The organism is Flavobacterium cryoconiti (assembly GCF_048158645.1).
GTDB classification, from domain to species: Bacteria; Bacteroidota; Bacteroidia; order Flavobacteriales; family Flavobacteriaceae; genus Flavobacterium; species Flavobacterium cryoconiti.
This window is the reverse complement of the sequence record NZ_JBLNKW010000002.1, coordinates 156,975-178,208: the sequence shown is the minus strand read 5'-3', so window position 1 is coordinate 178,208 and position 21,234 is coordinate 156,975. Positions and strand designations below refer to the sequence as shown.

General features: G+C 34.4%; 15 protein-coding genes. 12 read left to right on the top strand and 3 right to left on the bottom strand.

Annotation, left to right across the window (positions count from 1 at the left end):
* Positions 1–16: 16 nt before the first annotated feature.
* Complete coding sequence (locus ACM55H_RS03675) at positions 17–1,432, bottom strand: MBL fold metallo-hydrolase (RefSeq protein ID WP_416835223.1); 1,416 nt, start codon at positions 1,430–1,432, stop codon at positions 17–19.
* 225 nt (positions 1,433–1,657) lie between these two features.
* Here ACM55H_RS03675 and ACM55H_RS03670 point away from each other — a divergent pair, with 225 nt between their 5' ends.
* Together ACM55H_RS03670 and cydB are read left to right on the top strand one after the other, a co-directional pair.
* Positions 1,658–2,989, top strand: coding sequence for a cytochrome ubiquinol oxidase subunit I (locus tag ACM55H_RS03670; protein ID WP_416835222.1), 1,332 nt, complete (start codon positions 1,658–1,660; stop codon positions 2,987–2,989).
* A gap of 3 nt (positions 2,990–2,992) precedes the next feature.
* Positions 2,993–4,069 carry a cytochrome d ubiquinol oxidase subunit II gene (gene cydB / locus ACM55H_RS03665; RefSeq protein ID WP_416835221.1) on the top strand — a complete coding sequence of 359 codons (1,077 nt, stop codon included), beginning with the start codon at positions 2,993–2,995 and terminating at the stop codon, positions 4,067–4,069.
* Positions 4,070–4,126: 57 nt separating this feature from the next.
* On the opposite strand, the gene ACM55H_RS03660 is transcribed toward cydB, so the two are convergent.
* Positions 4,127–4,912, bottom strand: coding sequence for a sulfite exporter TauE/SafE family protein (locus ACM55H_RS03660; RefSeq protein WP_416835220.1), 786 nt, complete (start codon positions 4,910–4,912; stop codon positions 4,127–4,129).
* A 74-nt stretch (positions 4,913–4,986) separates the two neighbouring features.
* On the bottom strand, positions 4,987–5,613 hold the full coding sequence (locus ACM55H_RS03655) for a Crp/Fnr family transcriptional regulator (protein ID WP_416835219.1): 627 nt from the start codon (positions 5,611–5,613) through the stop codon (positions 4,987–4,989).
* Between the two features lie 297 nt (positions 5,614–5,910).
* Here ACM55H_RS03655 and ACM55H_RS03650 point away from each other — a divergent pair, with 297 nt between their 5' ends.
* The 10 genes from ACM55H_RS03650 (at position 5,911) to ACM55H_RS03605 (ending at position 21,043) form a co-directional block, all read left to right on the top strand.
* Positions 5,911–6,216, top strand: a complete 306-nt coding sequence (locus ACM55H_RS03650) for a rhodanese-like domain-containing protein (RefSeq protein WP_039109696.1) — start codon at positions 5,911–5,913, stop codon at positions 6,214–6,216.
* A gap of 59 nt (positions 6,217–6,275) precedes the next feature.
* Positions 6,276–7,856 carry an NADP-dependent glyceraldehyde-3-phosphate dehydrogenase gene (locus ACM55H_RS03645; RefSeq protein ID WP_416835218.1) on the top strand — a complete coding sequence of 527 codons (1,581 nt, stop codon included), beginning with the start codon at positions 6,276–6,278 and terminating at the stop codon, positions 7,854–7,856.
* 237 nt (positions 7,857–8,093) lie between these two features.
* Entirely contained in the window at positions 8,094–13,988 is a 5,895-nt protein-coding gene (locus ACM55H_RS03640; RefSeq protein WP_416835217.1) for a PKD domain-containing protein, read from the top strand.
* 10 nt (positions 13,989–13,998) lie between these two features.
* Positions 13,999–14,994 (top strand): PorP/SprF family type IX secretion system membrane protein, encoded by a 996-nt coding sequence (locus tag ACM55H_RS03635; protein ID WP_416835216.1) that lies wholly within the window; start codon positions 13,999–14,001, stop codon positions 14,992–14,994.
* A gap of 101 nt (positions 14,995–15,095) precedes the next feature.
* On the top strand, positions 15,096–16,979 hold the full coding sequence (locus tag ACM55H_RS03630) for a M1 family metallopeptidase (RefSeq protein ID WP_416835215.1): 1,884 nt from the start codon (positions 15,096–15,098) through the stop codon (positions 16,977–16,979).
* A gap of 320 nt (positions 16,980–17,299) precedes the next feature.
* Positions 17,300–18,019 carry a hypothetical protein gene (locus ACM55H_RS03625; protein ID WP_416835214.1) on the top strand — a complete coding sequence of 240 codons (720 nt, stop codon included), beginning with the start codon at positions 17,300–17,302 and terminating at the stop codon, positions 18,017–18,019.
* A 313-nt stretch (positions 18,020–18,332) separates the two neighbouring features.
* On the top strand, positions 18,333–19,115 hold the full coding sequence (locus ACM55H_RS03620; RefSeq protein WP_416835213.1) for a T9SS type A sorting domain-containing protein: 783 nt from the start codon (positions 18,333–18,335) through the stop codon (positions 19,113–19,115).
* A 91-nt stretch (positions 19,116–19,206) separates the two neighbouring features.
* Complete coding sequence (locus tag ACM55H_RS03615; protein ID WP_416835212.1) at positions 19,207–19,662, top strand: hypothetical protein; 456 nt, start codon at positions 19,207–19,209, stop codon at positions 19,660–19,662.
* 51 nt (positions 19,663–19,713) lie between these two features.
* A complete protein-coding gene (locus tag ACM55H_RS03610; protein ID WP_416835465.1) occupies positions 19,714–20,394 on the top strand; it encodes a potassium channel family protein in 681 nt (226 codons plus the stop codon).
* Positions 20,395–20,587: 193 nt separating this feature from the next.
* Positions 20,588–21,043 (top strand): TerB family tellurite resistance protein, encoded by a 456-nt coding sequence (locus ACM55H_RS03605; RefSeq protein WP_416835211.1) that lies wholly within the window; start codon positions 20,588–20,590, stop codon positions 21,041–21,043.
* Positions 21,044–21,234 lie beyond the last annotated feature (191 nt).

Sequence of the window (21,234 nt, the reverse complement as noted above, 5' to 3'; positions counted from 1 at the left end):
TTGAATATCATTACTTTTATTTCAAAACTTTACTTTGGCAAACGAAATCTGTTTTTGGCAAATTTGTTTTTGCAATAGCATTGAAACCGCCTTCAATTTCAGTGAAATTTCTAAAACCACGCGCTTCTAGTATGGAAGCTGCAATCATGCTCCGATATCCGCCGGCACAATGCAAATAAAAATGTTCTTTTGGATTAATGTCTTTGATCCAATCATTTATGGTTGCTAAGGGTTTGCTGTAAGCTTCCTCAACATGTTCAGCACAATATTCACTTTCTTTACGGATATCAATCACTTTGCTTTCGCCAATTTTCACTTCTTTGGCAAATTGTTCAGCTGTAATTCTATTTACGGTGTCAATTTCTTTTCCTGCTTTTGCCCAAGCATCAAAACCGCCATCCAGATGACCGATTAAGTTATCAAAACCCACACGACTCAAGCGCGTAACGGTTTCTTCTTCTTGCCCTTCTTCGGAAACGATTAGAATTGGTTGTTTCACATTGGCAACTAAAGCACCCACCCAAGGAGCAAAATCGCCGTCAATCCCAATATTTATAGATTGAGGAATAAATCCTTTGGCAAAAGCAGTATTTTTCCGAGTGTCTAAAATTAAAGCTCCGGTTTCTTCGGCAGCGGCTTCAAATTCAGTTACAGATAAAGCACGCATTCCCAAGTGTAATACATTCTCAAAACTTTCATATCCTTTTTTATTCATGGCTACGTTCATCCCAAAATAGGCTGGAGGCGGCAACAAACCTTCGGTTACTTCCTGTATAAATTCGGCTTCAGTCATATCCGCTCTCAAAGCATAATTAGTTGCTTTTTGGTTGCCAATGGTTGATACCGTTTCTTTACTCATATTTTTACCGCAGGCACTTCCTGCACCGTGAGCCGGATATACAATAACATCGTCAGGCAAAGTCATCACTTTATCTCTTAATGAATGAAATAAAATAGCAGCTAATTGTTCCTGAGTCATGTGTGCCGCTTTTTGGGCTAAATCCGGTCTTCCTACATCACCAATAAATAAGGTGTCTCCAGAGAAAATAGCATACTCTTTACCGTTTTCATCAATCAATAAAAAGGTCGTACTTTCCATGGTATGTCCGGGCGTGTGTAATGCTTTTATTTTGATGTTTCCAATGGTGAATTCCTGACCATCTGTAGCAGAAACGCATTCAAATTCACATTTTGCATTTGGGCCATAAACAATTGGAGCGCCGGTTTCCCTGCTTAAATCAACATGCCCGGAGACAAAATCAGCATGAAAATGGGTTTCAAAAATGTATTTCAGTTTTACCTGATCGCGTTCTAGTCGGTCTAAGTAAGGTTGAATTTCACGAAGCGGGTCAATTATAGCTGCTTCACCATTTGAAGTAATGTAGTAAGCGCCTTGTGCTAAACAACCCGTATATATTTGTTCAATTTGCATGATTACAATTTTTTTATTTACTGTACAAATGTACTTCTGTTTTTAAGAAAAATTGGTGACTAAAGTTACACAACTTTTTTTAATTTTAAGAAAAAAGACGCCAATAGTATTCGCTGTATTTCTATATTAAAATCTAATAAATTGAGGAGAATAAAGTTGGTTTCTGTAAAAGAAATGTTACTTATAATGGGTAAATTTGCAAAACCTCTGATAAAATATATTTGAATGGAAGAAATGCTTTTTTACGACCGAATGCAATTTGCATTTACAATTACCTTTCACTACTTGTTTCCTCAATTGACAATGGGACTTTCCTTAATTATTATTTATTTCAAATGGAAGTTTTTACGTACCCAAAACGAACAGTACAATCAGGCTACCCATTTTTGGATGAAAATCTTCGCGCTTAATTTTGCGATGGGAGTGGTAACAGGAATTCCGATGGAGTTTCAGTTTGGAACCAATTGGGCCAAGTTTTCTGAATTAACCGGAGGAATCATTGGACAAACTTTGGCCATGGAAGGCATGTTTTCTTTCTTTTTGGAATCGTCTTTTTTAGGTTTGTTTTTATTTGGAGAAAAATTACTCGGGCATAAATGGCATTTTGTCACCGGATTACTCATTTTTATAGGTTCGTGGGCCAGTGGATTTTTGATTATTGCAACGCATTCCTGGATGCAATATCCAGTAGGGTATGAAATTTTAGCCAATGGTAAATTTGTCCTGAATAACTTTGCAGCGCTATTTACAAACCCTTGGTTGTGGCCTTCCTATTTTCACAATCAGGCGGCTTCAATGGTAACCAGTTCTTTTGTTGTTGCAGGGATTGGCGCTTTTTATATTTTGAGTAAAAAGAATGTCTCTTTTGGGAAATTATTCTTGAAAACGGGAGTGATTTTTGGATTGGCTTCAAGCCTTATCGTTGCAGTTCCCACCGGAGATTTATTAGCCAAGAATGTCGTAAAATACCAACCCGTTACTTTTGCTGCGATGGAAGGGATTTTTCACAGTGAAAAAGAGGGTTCCGAAATTGTTTTGATTGGTCAACCTGACGTAAAAGATAAAAAACTGGACAACAAGATTGCCGTACCAAATATTTTGAGTTTTTTGACTTACGGGAACTGGCATAGCGAAATTAAAGGGTTAGATCAATTTAAAGAAGAAAATCATCCTACCAATATTTCCGGATTATATTACGCGTATCATATTATGGTTGGACTCGGAACGGTTTTCATCGGATTGATGGCTTTTGCGGTTTTTCAGCTCATTCGAAAAAAGTTATTCGAAACCAAATGGATTTTGTGGTCGTTGCTTTTTATGCTTCCATTTCCATACATCGCGAATACAACAGGATGGTACACTGCTGAATTAGGAAGACAACCTTGGTTAGTATATAATTTATTGCGCACTGCCGAAGGTGCTTCTCCGACAGTTTCCTCCGGAAATACATTGTTTACCTTGCTTGGATTTATAGGATTGTATCTCTTATTAGGCATGTTGTTTTTACTCTTGGTTGGTAAAATTATAAATAAAGGACCTCAAACAGAAAATAAATAAATTATGGAATTCTTTTGGTATGTAGTTTTAATGGGAATTTTGGCCGTTTATATTGTACTGGATGGCTATGATTTTGGTGCGGGAATTATTCATTTGTTTTTTGCTAAAACAGAGAAAGATAAAAAAGCAATAACCAGTGCTATTGGTCCTTTTTGGGATGCCAATGAAGTATGGTTAATTGCAGCCGGCGGGGTTTTGTTTTTTGCTTTTCCTACATTGTATGCTTCTTCATTCAGTGGTTTTTATTTGCCTTTAATGATGATTTTATGGTTGCTCATTTTTAGAGCCGTAGGTTTAGAATTGCGTGGTCAGATTCATCATCCTATGTGGGAAGTCATTTGGGATAAAGCCTTTGGGATTGCGAGTTTATTATTAGCGATATTTTTTGGTGTGGCTTTGGGAAATATTGTTCGAGGTGTAAATCTGGGAATGGTAGAAAATGGTGTTTCAACACAGGAAGCCCATTTTTTCTTTTTGCCTTTGTGGAATCCAACTTTTAGTCCAAAAGCAGATCAACTGGGAATTATAGATTGGTTTACCTTATTTTTAGGAGTGGTTAGTGCTGTTACGCTGACGATTCATGGTGCCAATTGGATTATTTATAAAACGAATTCTTCTTTGAATCAAAAATTAAAAGAGGTGGTTTTTAAACTCAATTTTGTGTTATTGGGATTGGTCATTATTTCATTATTAATTTGGCACAGAATCGAGCCCAAACCGTTTCACAACTTTATTGAAAATCCATTTCTTTGGATATTTCCATTGATTGCATTTATAGGTATTTTTGGGATGTTTAAAGTCAAATCATTTAAAAAAGACGGACATGGATTCGTGTTTTCAAGTATGTTTCTCGTAGGCGGATTTGCAGCAACAACAGCTTCTATTTTTCCGAATGTCCTGCCTTCGACCAATGCAGTAAATCCGTCATTAACCATTTATAATACTGCTGCTGGAGAATATGGATTATCAGTAGGCGTGTATTGGTTTGTTATCGCTTTAGCATTAGTTATTGCGTACTTCATAATTCAGTACAAAGTTTTTAGCGGTAAAATGGACGATATTGGGTATGGCGAACATTAGCATTATATTCAAATTAAAAAATAAAAAGTATTCCAATTTGGGGTACTTTTTTTGTTTTTAAAAGAAAATCTCTTTAGTAATGATGTAAATTCCCATGACTAATACAAACCAGCCAAAGATTGGTTTTAGTTTAGCGCCATCAATTTTTTTCGAAAGTTTGATTCCTACAATCATTCCTAAAAACGCTACGCCAGTAATCCCTAGTAAAAAAGGATAATTTATAGGTGTGCCAATATATAAATCGCCACCAAAACCAATAGAGGAGTTGATGAAAATGATGAGCAAAGAGGTACCAACGGCTTGTTTCATTGGCAAATTTGCAAAAAACAATAAGGCTGGTATGATTAAAAATCCACCACCAGCACCTAGAAAACCAGTTACAATTCCAACTATAAATCCAATTATTCCCAGTTGTGTGTAGTTTGTTTTTGGAGTGCCTGTTACCGGTTTTGTTTTGCGTATCATGGATATAGCAGCTGCCATCATCAATACTGAAAAAACAATCATAATCAGAAAACTTTTTGACACCTGATAAGAAGCAATGGAGAACAGGGTTGCCGCTATTTTTGGAAAAATAACTTCCCGGATTATCAGTATTGAAAAAACCGACGGAATGGCGAAGTATAGTGCCGATTTAATTTTAAGATTCCCCATTTTATAATGACTAATGCATCCAAATAAAGCGGTAACTCCCACTATAAATAACGAATAACTGGTAGCTAATTCAGGATTTATCTTAAATAAGTAAACTAAAATGGGAATGGTTAGAATTGATCCACCGCCACCTATTAAACCCAATGAAAGTCCTATGATAATTGATGCGAAATAACCTAAATATTCCATTTTAAAATTTTTTATTGCAAAGGTTGTCCGTAAATTTTAGACAAACAGTAACATTTATCACATTCAGAATATTTTTATTTTAAAAGTTCAATATTATTGCGCTGTAAATTGACCAATCCTCGTTGTTCCATTTTTTTTAGTAAACGGGAAATGACTTCTCTTGATGTATTCAATTCGGATGCGATTTCTTGATGGGATAGCTTCAAATGGTTACAACCACAAGCATCGGCATGGCGTTTTAGATAAAATTCCAAGCGTTCATCCATTGCTCTAAAAGCGATACTGTCAATCACTTCCAGCACTTCTTCAAATCGGCTGCGATAGGTGTCAATTACAAATTCGTACCAACTACGGTGTTGCATCATCCATTTATCCATTAAGGGCAAAGGAATCATCATCAATTCAACATCCTCAACAACTTTGGCCATGATTTGGCTTTTTGCATTCTTGGTAGCGCAAATCATGGAAATAGCACACGCTTGACCGGGTTGTAAATAATACATAAAAAATTCACCACCATTTTCATCTTCGCGGTAAATCTTAATCTTGCCACTGATAACCAAAACGGTATTTTTTATGTATTGTCCAGTTCGCATAATAACATCGCCCGCTTTGAAGGATTGAACAGTAGCATTGGCATCAACATCTTTGACTAATTCAGTGGAGAATGAAGGAAATAGTTTCTTTATAGGATTAAGCATTTTGCTGTTATTTTAATTTTTTTTGTATAAGCTATACTGTAAAAGTAGTCTAAAAAGGGAAAAGATTATTGCAATTATAGTATTCAAAAAATAGATTAGGGCAGGAATTCTTAAATGTTTTGCCTTATACATTTCCGATGGATTTAATAGACTATTTTTCGCAAAAATAAACGCTGAATTTATAGTTTATTGATAGTTAATGTTTTGCGAAAACGTTTTCTTATGAATATTATCGAATTAACAAATGGAGGGTTTATTGTTCGGTAAAATCTTTGTATTTTTACAAAAAAAGATACTATGAATTTAACACAAGAAGATTGGGTTGCTCAATTCGAAGCTGATGAAAATGCAGTAATACTTGACGTGAGAACCGAAGACGAAACGAATGATGGAATTATAGCTAATGCCATACTTATTGATATTCACAAGGGACAAGGTTTTATAGATGAAATAGAGGCTTTGGATAAAAGCAAAAACTATTATGTGTATTGCCGTTCCGGAATGAGAAGCGCTAAAGCTTGCGAAATCATGAATGAGTTGGGTTTTGAAAATACCTACAACTTACTGGGAGGGATTATAGAATGGAATGGCGATATCGTTTAGCCATAAAACTATAAATACGACGCCCTCTTTTATTAAATTTTAAATATAACCAACCTATAATGAGTTTTATACCAGAAGAATTTCAAATTAATACGTTACTAAATCAAGATACTTATTTAATTAATGGTGAGCTAAAAAAATGGACTGGTCAAACAACTCCCGTTTTTTCTACGATTTCATCTACTGAAAAATATGAACCTACTATATTGGGTTCAATTCCGTGTATGGGAGAAGTGGAGGCTTTAGAAGCTGTTGAAGCGGCATCTGCGGCTTACAATAACGGACAAGGTTTATGGCCTACAATGAAAGTTGTGGATCGTATCAAATGCATGGAAAATTTTGTTGCTCAAATGAAAACGACTCGAACAGAGGTTGTTAAGCTTTTGATGTGGGAAATTGGAAAATCATTGGGTGATTCTGAAAAAGAATTTGACAGAACCGTAGAGTATATCTATGATACAATTGACAGCTTAAAAGAATTAAACAGTCGCAGTGCTCATTTTTCTAAAGTTCAAGGTATAAACGCCATGGTTCGTAGAGGACCGCTAGGTGTTGTATTGTGTCTAGGACCTTACAACTATCCGTTGAATGAAACTTTTTCGTTGCTTATTCCGGCATTAATTATGGGGAATCCTGTAATTTTTAAACCGGCTAAACATGGCGTTTTATTACTTTCTCCATTGTTAGAAGCGTTCAAAAGCAGTTTTCCAAAAGGAGCTATCAATATTGTGTATGGTAGAGGGCGTGAAGTGGCTTCACCTATCATGAAATCTGGAAAAGTTGATATTTTGGCTTTGATAGGAAACAGTAAATCAGCGATTGCTTTGCAAGATCAACATCCAAACAAAAACAGATTGCGTTTGGTATTAGGTTTAGAAGCAAAAAATCCTGCGATAATCCTTCCGGATGCCGATTTAGATTTGACTATCCAAGAATGTATAGCGGGATCTTTATCTTTCAACGGACAACGTTGCACCGCTTTGAAAGTATTATATGTGCATGAATCTATTGCTGACGAATTCAATAAACGATTTGCAGCCAAAGTTGATGCATTAGCTTTTGGAAACCCATGGGACAAATCAGTATTTCTTACTCCTTTACCAGAAAAAGAAAAACCTGCTTATATTCAGGAATTAATAGATGACGCTACAGCTAAAGGAGCAAAAGTTATTAATGTAAAAGGAGGAGAGCAAACCGATAATTTTATATTTCCGGCAGTTTTGTTTCCAATAAACAAGGAAATGCGTGTGTATCATGAAGAGCAGTTTGGTCCGGTTGTGCCTATTATTTCTTTCAAAGACATTCAAGAACCATTGAATGATATGGCTGAGTCTAATTACGGACAACAAGTAAGTTTGTTTGGAAAAGACATCAAAACCATTGCACCGCTTATCGATACTTTGGTGAATCTTGTTTGTAGAGTAAACTTGAATAGTTCTTGCCAAAGAGGACCGGATGTTTTCCCTTTTACAGGAAGAAAAGATTCAGCAGTGGGTACTTTGAGTATTCACGATGCGTTGCGTTCTTTCTCTATCAGAACTTTTGTAGCTTCTAAAGACAATGACTATAACAATGCAATTTTGCAAGAGTTATTAAATAGCAAGGAATCAAATTTCATTAATACGGACTATATTTTGTAAGTATTAAATAGTTATAAAAAAAGCCGTCTCGCAAAAAACGAGACGGCTTTTTTTATGGAATTCTGTTTTTTTTCATCCAATTTAAACAATATGTTATGTTTTTTAAATTAACAACAAAAATATCAAGGGTTTACGGGAAACCGTAAAGGAATAGAAAAGCATTACGTTACATTTGGCAATAAGTAATTTTTCCTGTATGGAAATTAACTCTAACCTTGGTTAATTTGAACCACAATTATGAAACACCTTTATAAGATTATTTTTCTTTTTATCTTAATAATTTCATTTAATAATTTAAATGCAAAAAGTAATTACCCACATTTTGGTGTAGATAAAATAATCGTAGAGAGGAATGTTAATAATTTAGTATTGCCAACTGCAACAATAACCACGAATGCAACTTCAGTTTGTACTAATGGTACCCAACCTGTAATAACTTTTACTGGAAGTGGAGGAGTTGCTCCTTATACTTTCACCTATAAAATAAATGGTGGACCTGATATAATTACGTCTCAATCGACAGGAGATATTTTAACATTGAATGTGCCAACATCTACTACAGGGAATTTTGTATATACATTAGTAAGTGTCAAGGACTCAACTAATGCAACCCAAATGCAATCTGCTACTGTAACAGAGACAGTAAATCCGCAACCAGATGCAACACTCAATGGAACTGGTTCAGGAACCTTTTTTAATGGTGTACCTGTATTTAGAGTATGTAGTAATACAGTTTCTTTGTTCACATTTACTAACAGTTCAAGTACAACTTCGACAAATTTAAATTACACAATAAATTGGGGTGATGGTTCTCCTAATTTTGTGTCAAATGCATGGACATCAACTACGCATACTTATCAAATTGGATTATGGAACATGGTTTATACAATTGTAGGTCAGAATGGATGTTCAATTTCAAAATCCTATATTGTATTTGTAGGATCTAACCCTGCTGTTTCTTTAGGTAATCCGGGGAATACAGATATCTGTAATACAAGTTCACTTACTTTTCCAATCACAGGAACATCAAATAATCCACCAGGAACAAAATATACCGTTTCTTTTAACGATGGTTCAGTTCCTCAAGTTTTTAATCATCCACCACCTGCTGATGTTACCCATATTTTTTTAAAATCTTCTTGTGGAACTACTAGTTCAGATGGGTCGAGTTCCTATCAAAACTCTTTTTCGGCTAATATTGTTGCTTCAAATCCCTGTGGGAATTCGGCAGTAGGAGTTGTACCAATTTATGTATCAACACCTCCAAAAGCAGACTTTATAGTATCTTCAAATCCTGTTTGTACGAATACGCAAGTTTGTTTTACAAACAACTCTTCTGGAGCTAATGAAAATAATGGTAGTAATAGTTCATGTACCACTAGTCCAAAAATAATTTGGTCAATTGTACCAGCAACGGGTTTTAATTTAACCAGCGGAAGTTTGGGAAATGATTTTGGTTCGACTGATCCAAGTCTTTGGTCAACTGGCTCTAATACAATCTGTCCTGTTTTTTTAAACGCAGGAACATATACCATTACGATGAAAGTAGGTAACCGTTGCGGAAATGACCTAATCATAAAAACTATTTGTGTTGAGGCCCCACTTGCCCCCCAATTTAACGTTAACATAAATTCAGGTTGCGCGCCATTAGCGGTAACTACAACCAATACAACCAATATTACAAATTCTTGTACCACTCCAACCTATTTATGGAATGTTACTTATGCAAATCTAAATTGTGATGTTATTGCAATCAATCCAGTATATACTAATGGCACCAATTTAAATTCTGCGAATCCATCTTTTAATTTTACTGCCCCAGGTACTTATACTTTAAAATTAACAGTAACAAATTCTTGCGGGAGTATGAATACTACTCAAATAGTAACTGTAAAAAAGCCACCAACAGCCATCATAAATACTATTCCAAATGCTTGTGGTACAGCAACTATTTCGCCAACGGCTGTAGTACAAGGATGCGTACCTGCTTCCAGTGTCTTAACGTATGCTTGGAGTTTTCCTGGCGGTACTCCAGCAACTGCAACCACAGCTATTCCGGGAACCATTACTTATGCTACAGCAGGAAATTATACGGTTTCATTAACAGTAAGCAATGAATGTGGTGTTTCTTCAATTGCCACCAAAATATTTTCTGTAAGTACTACACCTACTGTAACGAATACAGCCTTAGCCCAAACCATTTGTTCCGGTTCACAAACGACTTTAGTAAACTTAACAGCAGATACTGTTGGTACCACTTTTTCTTGGACGGCAACAGCAACTTCAGGAGTCACCGGTTTTACGGCTTCTGGAACAACGAATACAATTCTCGCCCAAACTATTTCAACAACAAATACTGCAGTTGGAACGGTCACTTATGCCATTACTCCCATATTAAACGGATGTTCAGGAGCAGTTGTAAATTATGTTGTTACAGTAAACCCCGCACCAAATATTACAACTCAGCCCGCTTCAAATACGGTTTGCCAAAATGGAACACTTAATTTATTAGCTGTTGTTTTAAATACTTCAACGGGAACACCAACATACCAATGGTATTCAAATACCAGTAATACAACTACTGGAACGCCACTATCTGGAGAAATAAATGCTAGTTATGCGCCGCCAAGTACAACAATTGGAACAATTTATTATTATTGTATTATTACATTGGGTGGTTCTGGAGGCTGTTCCAGCATAACTTCTGCTATTGCAAATATTACAATTACTGCCGGTGCAACAATTATTTTGCAGCCAACAGCATCGCAAAATCTCTGTGTTGGAAGCACTATAGGCTCACCATTAACAGTAAGTTATTCTGGTGGAACAGGAATTCCGAGTTACCAATGGTTTTCAAACACAACCAATACAAACAGTGGTGGAATACTAATTTCTGGAGCTACTAATTCAAGTTACACACCAGCAGCTTTCCCATTAATAGGAGTAAATTATTTCCATGCAGTTATAACATTATCAGGAAGCGGATGCGGTCCAATAGCAAGTAATTCAGCAGAAGTTAAAGTTGTTGCCGACCCAATTGTTACTGCACAACCTTTGCCAACCCAAACTTTATGTCAAAATGTGGCTCCAACAGATTTATCTGTGACTGCCTCTGGAGATGTTAGTGTTGGAGCATTATCTTACCGATGGTTTTCGAATGCTACAAATTCAAATTCTGGTGGAAATTCGATACTTGGAGCAACAAATGCTACTTTTACGCCGCCTACAACAGCAATAGGAACAATTTATTATTACTGTGAAATTTCACAAAGTGGGTTGGGCTGTAATGCCAAAAGTAATGTAGCTGCCGTAATTATAAATCTTGCGTCCACAATTACTTTGCAACCCTCCTCAAGTACGTTATGTTTAGGAGGAACACCAACACTTTTAAAAGTAGCTTACAGTAATGGAGTTGGTACACCACAATACCAATGGTATTCTAATGCAACTAATTCTACAATAGGAAGTACTTCAATTTCAGGAGCGACAAATGATAGTTTTAATCCGCCTGCTATAACAGTTGGAATAACGTACTATTATTGTATTATTACGTTGTCTTCTGGAGGATGTTCTATTTTAACATCCGCTATTGCAGCGGTTAAAATCAATCAAAATCCTGTAATTGCAAGTAAAAATGCAGTAGTATGCAGCGGCACAGCTTTTACGGTAGCACCTGATAATTTAAGTGGTGATATCGTGCCAGCCGGAACGACCTACACTTGGGCAACTCCTGTAATTAATCCTTCGAATACTGTTAATGGCGCTTTTTCGGTAACGATTCCTCAAAATAATATCAGCCAAACGTTGATTAATACAACAACTAGTCCGGCAACGGTTACTTATACTGTTACTCCAACTTCGGGAAGTTGCGTTGGAACTAATTTTACAATTGTTGTAACTGTCAATCCATCGATAAGCCCCAATAGTATCGTCAAAAATAGTACTTGTTTCGGCATTAATAATGGTTCAATACAAACTAATTTAACGGGAGGAATTCCTTTTACTACTGGGGTACCATACGTAGTTTCATGGGTGGGACCAAACGGATTTACATCTAGTGCAACAAGTATTTCTAACCTGTTGTCAGGAGATTATGCACTTTCGGTTTTAGATAATGGCGGTTGTCCTTTTTCAAAAATTTATAAAATTACAGAACCTAATGTCCTTGTTATTATTACCGATTTAGAAAAGGATATTACCTGTTTTAATGATGCCAACGGAGCGATAGCAATTACAATAACTGGTGGTGCTTTAAATTATAGGTATACTTGGACTAAAGATAATTTACCCTTTGCAAATACCGAAGACTTATCGAATCTAAGCCCGGGAGTATATGCTGTATCGGTTTCAGACAGTAATAATTGTGGGCCTGTAACAGCTACTTTCACAATTACTGAACCGCCTATTTTAGTTTTAAATTTAATTAGTCAGACCAATATTTTATGTTTTGGAACTGCAACTGGAGCTATCGATATTGATGTAGTAGGAGGAACGCCAATCCAGATTTCTCCTGGCGTTTTTGATTATAATTATGCTTGGACTGGACCAAATGGATTTACAAGTTCCAACAAAAATTTAAGTGCGATTTTCGCAGGGACTTATAATTTAACCGTAACAGATAATTCGGGTTGTACCAAAAAGCTATCGGTTCTTGTAACACAATCTTCAGAAATTATAATAAAGGCAGTAACAACTCCAATTATTTGTTATGGAGGAAATGATGCCTCGATAACCCTTTCTATAACTGGTGGAATTGCACCTTATAAACTTGTATGGAGTACTTTAGCAAGCGGATTATTTCAAGACAACCTTTCGGCTGGAGATTATCTAATTACCGTTACCGATGCTTTGAATTGTGTTAATACACTAAATGTCAACATACCCGAAGCGCCAATTTTTACTATTAATCCAGTAGTGAAACAAATTTCTTGTTTTGGAATGAATGATGGTAGTATAAATCTAAATTTAGTAGGAGGAATTACTCCAGTAACTCTCGTATGGAGCGATGGAAGTACGGCCGGTTTGACTAGAAATAATCTAGGTCCAGGTTCTTATACGGTTACTATTGTTGATAGTAAGCCTTGTACGATTATAAGAACATTTATAATACAAGAGCCTCAAAAACTAATAATTTCAGCAAATGTCACCCATGCATTCGACTGTGATGATGCAAATAGTGGCGCTATCAATTTGCTGGTTGCCGGAGGATCAACCCCATTTACTTATGCTTGGTCAAATGGAGCAACAAGCGAAGATTTAAACAACATTCCAGCAGGAAATTATTTGGTAACGGTTACCGATAGTAGGGGCTGTTCAAAAACTGCTCAATACGTTATCAACAGACAACCACCAATAGTAATTGGAGTGGAAACAAAAACCGATTTTAACTGTGAAACTAAATATGTGAAACAAACTTTTGTAGCGCAAGTTTCAGGTGGAGTTCCTCCTTATCAATTGACGTGGTCGAGCGGAACGGTAAGCGGAGTCAACAATGAAATGATGAACACCAATCAAAACGGAACTGTCGTTCTAGGCGTTACAGATAATTTGGGTTGTACAGCAAATTATACTTTCAATGTGGCTATTCCAAAATTAGGAGCGCCTTCCTTCACAACAAGTTCATATGCTTACTCAACATTTGGGACTTTTTCAATTAGTGACCCCATACAATTCACGAATACCGCTACGGCGGATTATATCAGTACCGCTTGGGATTTTGGTGACGGAAGTGTTTCTACTGAAGAAAACCCACTTCATTCCTATGTCAAAGAAGGAAGTTATGTAGTGACGCAAACGGTTACTTATGCTTTTGGCTGTATTTATATTCATACGATGACTTTATTGGTTGATAAAGGATATAAATTAATGGTTCCAAATGGTTTTACCCCCAATGGAGATGGAATTAATGAAACTTTCAAACCAGTTTTTGTGGGATTGAAATCACTTCAACTGGATGTGTATGATACTTGGGGAGAATTGATATTTACTGAAACTGGCGAGACGTTGCACGGATGGGGTGGAAGAGTAAAAGAGAAGGAATCGGAAAATGGGAATTATTATTACAAAGTAAAGGCGACCACTTTTTATGGAAAAATAATAAATGAAAACGGCCCTTTTACATTAATCAAATAAGAATAGCAAAATGAAAATAAAAATAGCAGCATTAATAATTTTGTTCAGTTTTTCTTTAACGGTTAAGGCGCAAGATCCCATTTTTACACAGTATTTCATGGTTCCTGAAACGTTGAATCCCGGATTTACAGGGTTTCTGGAAACAACTAACGCCGGAATATTACACAGAACGCAATGGCCCGATTTGAATTTTAGGGTTGATTCAGATTTTGGGTTTATCAATACATGGTTAGAAAATGCCAACAGCGGAATAGGAGTAAGCGTTTTGAATCACAGAGAAAAATTCACGAATTATAATTTTACTCAAGTTAATTTTAATTATGCGTATCGGGTTCAATTAAATGACGATTGGTTTTTTAGACCTGCAATCGAAATGGGTTTTGGAAACAAATCCTATGGTTTTCAGAATATTGTTTTAGAAGACCAAATCAATATTGGACAAGGAACCATTAATACATCAAGTGTGGATCCTCTTTTGTTAAATGATAAAGTAACCTTCTTTGATTTTTCAGCAGGAATGTTACTTAATAATGAAAATGCTTGGTTCGGACTTTCTCTAAAACACATCAATAAACCCAATATTTCTTTTGCTGCCAATGGCAATGTCCCACTATCAATGTTTTTCTCTGCCAATGCGGGCTATGAATTCCTACTGGGCGATTATATTGACATTACCTATTTTCCTTATGAAACCAAAATGCTTTTAACCTCTAATTATATGCATCAAGGGGAATACAGCCGATTTGATTTAGGAACCGGACTTGTTTTCAAAAAGTTTTTCTTCGGGGTTAGTGCAGCTACAAATCCTGGTAAGAAAGCCGATAATAGTCATTTCCTGACTTCGGTAAATGCTTTTGGGGGATTGCAATACGAACATTTTAAATTTGGATACTCTCATGATTTTAGTACCTCAAGAATAGGTCAGACAGGCGGAATATATGAACTTTCCGTTACCTATCAATTTGATTTGAAAGTGAAATGTTTCGGTTGTCCCAATTATTATTGATAAATCATTAATTTTTTTATTTCTAAAAGGTTTTGTTACAAAAAGGAATCTATTGCTACTAATATTTAATTAGTATTTATATTATTTCTAAAAACGCCTTCATGAAAAAAAAATCACTTTTACTAGTATTGTTTGTCGTCGCATTTTTTGCGCAGCATAGTTTCGCACAGGAACTTTATACACCCCGAAATATAAAAGAAGCCTACTTAAAAGGCAGTCGTTCCAAAGACGGAAAGCCAGGTAAAAATTATTGGCAAAACCACGGAAAATATGCCATGGAAATTACCGTAAATCCAGATACAAAAATGGTAAGCGGAACCGAAAGTATCGTTTACGAAAACAACAGCAAGGACACCTTGAAAACAATCGTTATTCGTTTTGTAAATAACCTCCATAAACCAACTTCTCCAAGAGGTGGTGAGGTAAGTGCTGATTTTTTATCAGAAGGATTGACTCTAACTTCTTTAAAAATTAATGGAGAAGTGTACAATGAAAATGCTAAAAATTGGGGAACAGTTGGTACCATTAAATTGAAAAACCCATTACCACCGAATACCAAAGCTACTTTAGACATGGACTGGAATTATCCTTTGTCTAAAGAAAGTGGTCGTGAAGGTCAAATTGATAATACTACTTTTTTTGTAGCTTATAGTTATCCGAGAGTTTCTGTTTATGATGATTATAATGGCTGGGACAAATTGCCTCATACGGACCGTCAGGAATTCTATAATGATTTTAACGATTATACTTTTTCGATAAAAGCGCCTAAAAATTATGTGGTTTATGCCACGGGAGATTTACTAAATCCGGATGACGTTTTACAAGCGGAATTTTCGGCTCGATTAAAAAAATCGTACACTTCAGATGCGGTGATGCATATTGCGAATGAGCAGGAAATGAAAGAAGAGAAAGTCACTTTACAGAACGATTGGAATACTTGGAAATTTGAAGCAAATTCAATTTCGGATGTGTGCTTTGGTTTAAGCAATCATTATGTATGGGATGCCGGAAGTGTCGTTGTAGACAATAAAACCAATCGTCGGGTGAGTACACAGGCGGCTTATGATGTAAAAGGCACTGATTTTATCAACTCGGTAAAAAACAATAATTATGCTTTGGCTTGGTTTTCTAATAATTGGCCGGGAGTTCCGTATCCTTTTTCTAAAATGACCGCTTTTCAAGGTTTTGCTGATATGGAATTTCCTATGATGGTGAACGATTCCCAAACGGGTGACGACGTTTTTGCACAATTGGTACAAGACCATGAAATCGCGCATACGTATTTTCCTTTTTACATGGGAATCAATGAAACCCGTTATGCTTTTATGGATGAAGGTTGGGCTACAACACTCGAATATTTAATAGGAATTGCAGAACATGGTAAAGAAGCCGCCGATAAGTTTTACAAACAATTTAGAGTAAAAAAATATATTTACGATAATTCGACAGAAGAAGACCAGCCTATAATTTCCATGTCATCCCAATTGTCAGGCGCGGGTTACGGTAACAATTCATACGGAAAAGCATCCCTTTCTTATTTGGCTTTAAAAGATTTACTTGGGGATGATTTGTTCAAAAAAGCACTGCACACGTATATGGAGAATTGGAATGGCAAACATCCAATTCCTTGGGATTATTTTAATTCGGTAAACAGCAGTACCGGTAAAAACCTGAATTGGTTTTTCAATAACTGGTTTTTTAGCAATAATTACATTGATCTTGCTGTTGCAAAAGTAAATTCGATAGAGTCTAAAAATTCTATTTCCATTAAGAATGAAGGCGGTTTTGCGATACCTTTTGATGTGAATGTTGTTTATGCTGACGGAACTAAAGAAACGGTGCATAAAACACCTGCCGTTTGGGCAACCAATCAAAAAATGACAACGGTTACTTTGAAAGGGGCCAAAAGAATAAAATCAGTAACACTCGATGGCGGGCTTTTTATGGACGCCACACCATCAGATAATAGCTGGACCAACAAATAACGATAATATTTTATGAAATTAAAGCCGTTTCGTTTTCTATAAACGAAGCGGTTTTTTTTTGAATTCAATTTTTGGATAGTACAGTTTTTTGAATGAACTCACATATAAGGAATATAAGTTCATCTAAGCTTTAAAATGTATTTCGGTGCATTCGATTTGATTAGGATGCAGTTCTTTTTTAGTATTTTGAATAATAAAAACAGAGTGTTAAAATAGTTTTGTATCGCCTCATTTTTTTTGACAAATAAAAACGTAATAACCTCATTATCAGTATTTATTGTTATATTTACGTTGTAAAAATAACTTAAAAAAATAATAGTATGAAAAACATTAAAAATTTTTTGACACCAGTTTTGATATTAGTTTTTACCGTTGCATTTTTATCTTGTAAAAACAATAAAACTGAGAAAGCCGAACCAGAAAAAGCAATGCCAAAAGACACAACTACCAAAGTTGCTGTATTTGAACCTTTTAAAGTAATTGTGATTAAGCACAAAGTGGCTGATTATGATAAGTGGAGAAAGGGTTATGATGCACATGATTCCATGCGAAAAGCTTATGGTATTACACATTATATGGTAGGAAGAGGAATTGATAGTCCAAACATGATTGTGATAATAAATAAATTTAGCGATGTGCAAAAAGCAAAAGATTTCAGTATGCTTCCTAATCTTAAAGAGGTAATGAAAAAAGCAGGGGTAACCAGTAAACCTGAATTTTCCTATTATGATGTGATACGAAATGACTCTACTAAAATTGACCTCAAAGATAGATTAATGGTAACGCACCGTGTAAAAGATTTTGATGCCTGGCTCAAAGTATATGATGCCGAAGGAACTGCCAAAAGAATGGAAGAAGGATTCATTGACAGGGGTTTGGCTCGAAGCATAGACGATCCAAATATGGTTGCTATCGTATTTGCTATTACCGATATGAAAAAAGCCAAAGAAAACATAAACTCCGAAGTAAAGAAAAAACTAATGAAGGATGCCGGCGTGGTAGGCGCTCCAGAAATGTTTTTTTATAAAATAGTCGAGTAGCCTATACATTTAAAACATATAAAGAAACCGTCTTGTTCATGGGAATAAGACGGTTTTTTTAATGGGATTTTAAAAAAAATAGTTGGTTTACGGGAAACCGTAAAGTAATGAATATGTTAAGGTTTAGATTTGTAGGAATAAGATGGTTTGTGGTTAATTATGTATGAATTAGCAAAAGAAGCTATTTTATGACTGTTATTAATAAGTTATCAGATATATTCAAATGTTATTTTCCCAAAAAGCAAATAACATTAAACGGCGAATTAAATCCCAAAGTCAAAACACAAAAAGTGTTAGGGAATAAATTAAAATTATGAGAAAAATTATTTTCGGCTTTATAGCCACAGTTTCAATTTCATTTTTGTCATTTGGACAAGCTACATTAGAGCACACTTATAATTCAAATTGGACATCAGGTCAAAATGATTGGGGTGCACTTAATTCAACTGGAGGTGTTTTAAATGCTTTTAATTTAGACAGTGGAATATATTACTATACATTGGAAATTCCTTGGGACAATGAAAATATTAATATAATGAAAATATATAACGAACAGCATGCATTAATTAAAACAGTAAATTTTCCAACAAGACCAAGAAGAATTCATTTTATTACTGATAAATTATTTAATCAAGATAATTTGATTGAAATTTTATATGATGATAGCAGTAATTTAATACTTATAAATGAAAATAATGATATAGTACAAACAATTCAAAATAGATTGTTTGCAAGAATAATAAAAACAATTAATAATAATTACAAATTGTTAGTTAGTGTAAATACATCAAATAATACTCTTTTATACGATGTGTATTCACTTTCAGGCACATTATCAGTAATCCAACAAGATGTATATTTAAAAAATTCGTTCATAGGATATCCAAATCCTACAGATAGTATAATAAGCATTACTAACAAATTATCTTATGGAGAAAATGGAATTTTAGAAGTTTTTGATACAAACGGAAAGAAAGTAATGCAAAAGAATGTTACTGGACAAAACAGTGAAATAAATTTAGACGTAACCGAATTAAGTAATGGAGTTTATATTTATAAACTAAATGGGCAAACTAATAGATTTATAAAAAAATAATATAGTTGTTTTGAAATTAATTTTGAATATATATACAAAAATTTGGGTCTTAATGACAAGTGAAATTTCTCACTAAATAAAAAATATTAAAATGAAAAACTTAATCAAAATATTGTTAGTTGCTTTGACATTAGCATCTTGTGTAAACTCTAAAAAAGAAATTATAATTGATGTTTCTAGTATTATTGGAAAAAACAAAACTGAAATTGAAAAAATATTAGGTAAACCTGATAATGTTGAAATGATAAGACCAAGCAACACGCCTTGTGTAAATGTACCTTGTGAAAAAGTGAATTACCAATCTGATAAATTTGAAATTGTATTTATAAATGATAAATCTGATTGGATAACTATAAATAAAGTTTCAGAATTTGAAATTAATAATGAAAATATTGAATTATTAGGATTAGAATTAAGCGAGCCAAGCATTTATAATCATGGAAATGTAACTAGATGGAATAATATTGAAAATATTAAAGAGATAAGTATTTTCGATAATGGTTCTGGAAAAATGGATTATATTTACATTAAAAGCATAACAGAATAGAATACATTTCATCCGAAAACTAGAATTAAAAAAACAATTTAAACCTAAAACATAGAATTCAGAATTAAATATGGAAAACTAAGTGGGATTGATGAAAAATTAGGGTATTTTAATATTATAATTTTAGTATTAACGATTTATGTTTTAGGAGCCTTATTAGTAGAAACCATTTTTGTATTACCAACTGAAACAGCAAAACTTCTCGATTTTATTGACAAAGCAATTTGTCTGATATTCTTCATAGATTTTACAGTTAGATTTTTCAAAGCCAAAAATAAATTGAAATTTATGCGTTGGGGCTGGATTGACTTAATTTCAAGTATTCCAGTTGTAAATTATTTTAGAGCGGGAAGATTATTACGTTTAATTAGACTTTTGAGAATAATTAGAGCATTCCGTTCTTCAAAACAATTATTAAATCACGTTTTCAAAAATAAAGCAAAAGGTGCATTTACATCAGTTTCAATATTCGCAATTTTATTAATCATATTTTCTGCAATTGCAATTTTGCAAGTAGAAAACACAAAAGAAGGAAATATTAAAAGTGCAGAAGATGCAATTTGGTGGGCTTATGTCACAATTACAACAGTTGGTTATGGTGATAAATATCCTGTAACTACTGAAGGAAGGTTAATTGCTGTGATTTTAATGACAGCTGGAGTTGGACTTTTTGGAACATTTACAGCTTACGCTTCCTCTTGGTTTGTTGAAGACAAAGTAAATAAGGAATAAATTCGTAAACAATAAACTCGTTATAATTCTAAAATTTAGTACTGATAAAATCGGTTTTACTCGATTTGAGTATTAGTTTTTAATTTAAAATTGTTCTTCTAATTACAGTTTCACTACCCATCAAATGATAATTTATTCCCAAAGCAGAGCAATGTGTTATAAGGTTCGCAGTAACTTTAGCAAAAAAATAAATATGAGTTTATCTGATAAAGTTGAAGAAAAAAATAACACTGCCCTAAATCCCGTAACCTCAGAACTGGAAGCTTGGGTTGGAATTTTGTATAGTTGTATTTCTGCGGACAATCAAATTAAGGATTCTGAAACAGCATCATTATCCAAATTGTTATATTCCAAAGAGAAATTTGAAGGAGTCGATATTGCACCTCTTTATGCAAAATCATATCATTTAAAAATGGAACTTGGACAATTAAAATATATTGCTGCTTGTTGTGAACTAATTAAAGAAGAAGATAAAGAAACAGTATTTGCAATTGCTTTGGAAATATTACTTTCGGATGGTTTACTTGGGGAAGAAGAAAAAAACGTAATTGAAGTGCTATCCAAAGAACTTAAAATAGATTCTGGGATGACTAGTAAAATTATAGAAGTTATCTTCTTGAAAAATAAAGGAAATAGTAAAGAATTATAAATAACTGCTAACAAGATTAAGTCTTTGCTTAAAAATAGATGAAATCCAAAATCACTATTTTTTTAAATCAATCACAACCAAAAAGAGGATTTCCGCGAGGTCATTCTCTTTTTTAATTTATAAGATCTTTATATTAAATTAATTGCTTAATTTAGAGTATTCTAAGTAGGAATCAACGAGCAATTCTAGCG

Coding starts and splice junctions, on each gene's coding strand:
- ACM55H_RS03630 (WP_416835215.1), top strand. CDS start 15,096: ATGAAAAAAAAATCACTTTTACTAGTATTGTTTGTCGTCGCATTTTTT.
- ACM55H_RS03645 (WP_416835218.1), top strand. CDS start 6,276: ATGAGTTTTATACCAGAAGAATTTCAAATTAATACGTTACTAAATCAA.
- ACM55H_RS03620 (WP_416835213.1), top strand. CDS start 18,333: ATGAGAAAAATTATTTTCGGCTTTATAGCCACAGTTTCAATTTCATTT.
- ACM55H_RS03655 (WP_416835219.1), bottom strand. CDS start 5,613: ATGCTTAATCCTATAAAGAAACTATTTCCTTCATTCTCCACTGAATTA.
- ACM55H_RS03670 (WP_416835222.1), top strand. CDS start 1,658: ATGGAAGAAATGCTTTTTTACGACCGAATGCAATTTGCATTTACAATT.
- ACM55H_RS03635 (WP_416835216.1), top strand. CDS start 13,999: ATGAAAATAAAAATAGCAGCATTAATAATTTTGTTCAGTTTTTCTTTA.
- cydB (WP_416835221.1), top strand. CDS start 2,993: ATGGAATTCTTTTGGTATGTAGTTTTAATGGGAATTTTGGCCGTTTAT.
- ACM55H_RS03605 (WP_416835211.1), top strand. CDS start 20,588: ATGAGTTTATCTGATAAAGTTGAAGAAAAAAATAACACTGCCCTAAAT.
- ACM55H_RS03640 (WP_416835217.1), top strand. CDS start 8,094: ATGAAACACCTTTATAAGATTATTTTTCTTTTTATCTTAATAATTTCA.
- ACM55H_RS03615 (WP_416835212.1), top strand. CDS start 19,207: ATGAAAAACTTAATCAAAATATTGTTAGTTGCTTTGACATTAGCATCT.
- ACM55H_RS03660 (WP_416835220.1), bottom strand. CDS start 4,912: ATGGAATATTTAGGTTATTTCGCATCAATTATCATAGGACTTTCATTG.
- ACM55H_RS03625 (WP_416835214.1), top strand. CDS start 17,300: ATGAAAAACATTAAAAATTTTTTGACACCAGTTTTGATATTAGTTTTT.
- ACM55H_RS03675 (WP_416835223.1), bottom strand. CDS start 1,432: ATGCAAATTGAACAAATATATACGGGTTGTTTAGCACAAGGCGCTTAC.
- ACM55H_RS03650 (WP_039109696.1), top strand. CDS start 5,911: ATGAATTTAACACAAGAAGATTGGGTTGCTCAATTCGAAGCTGATGAA.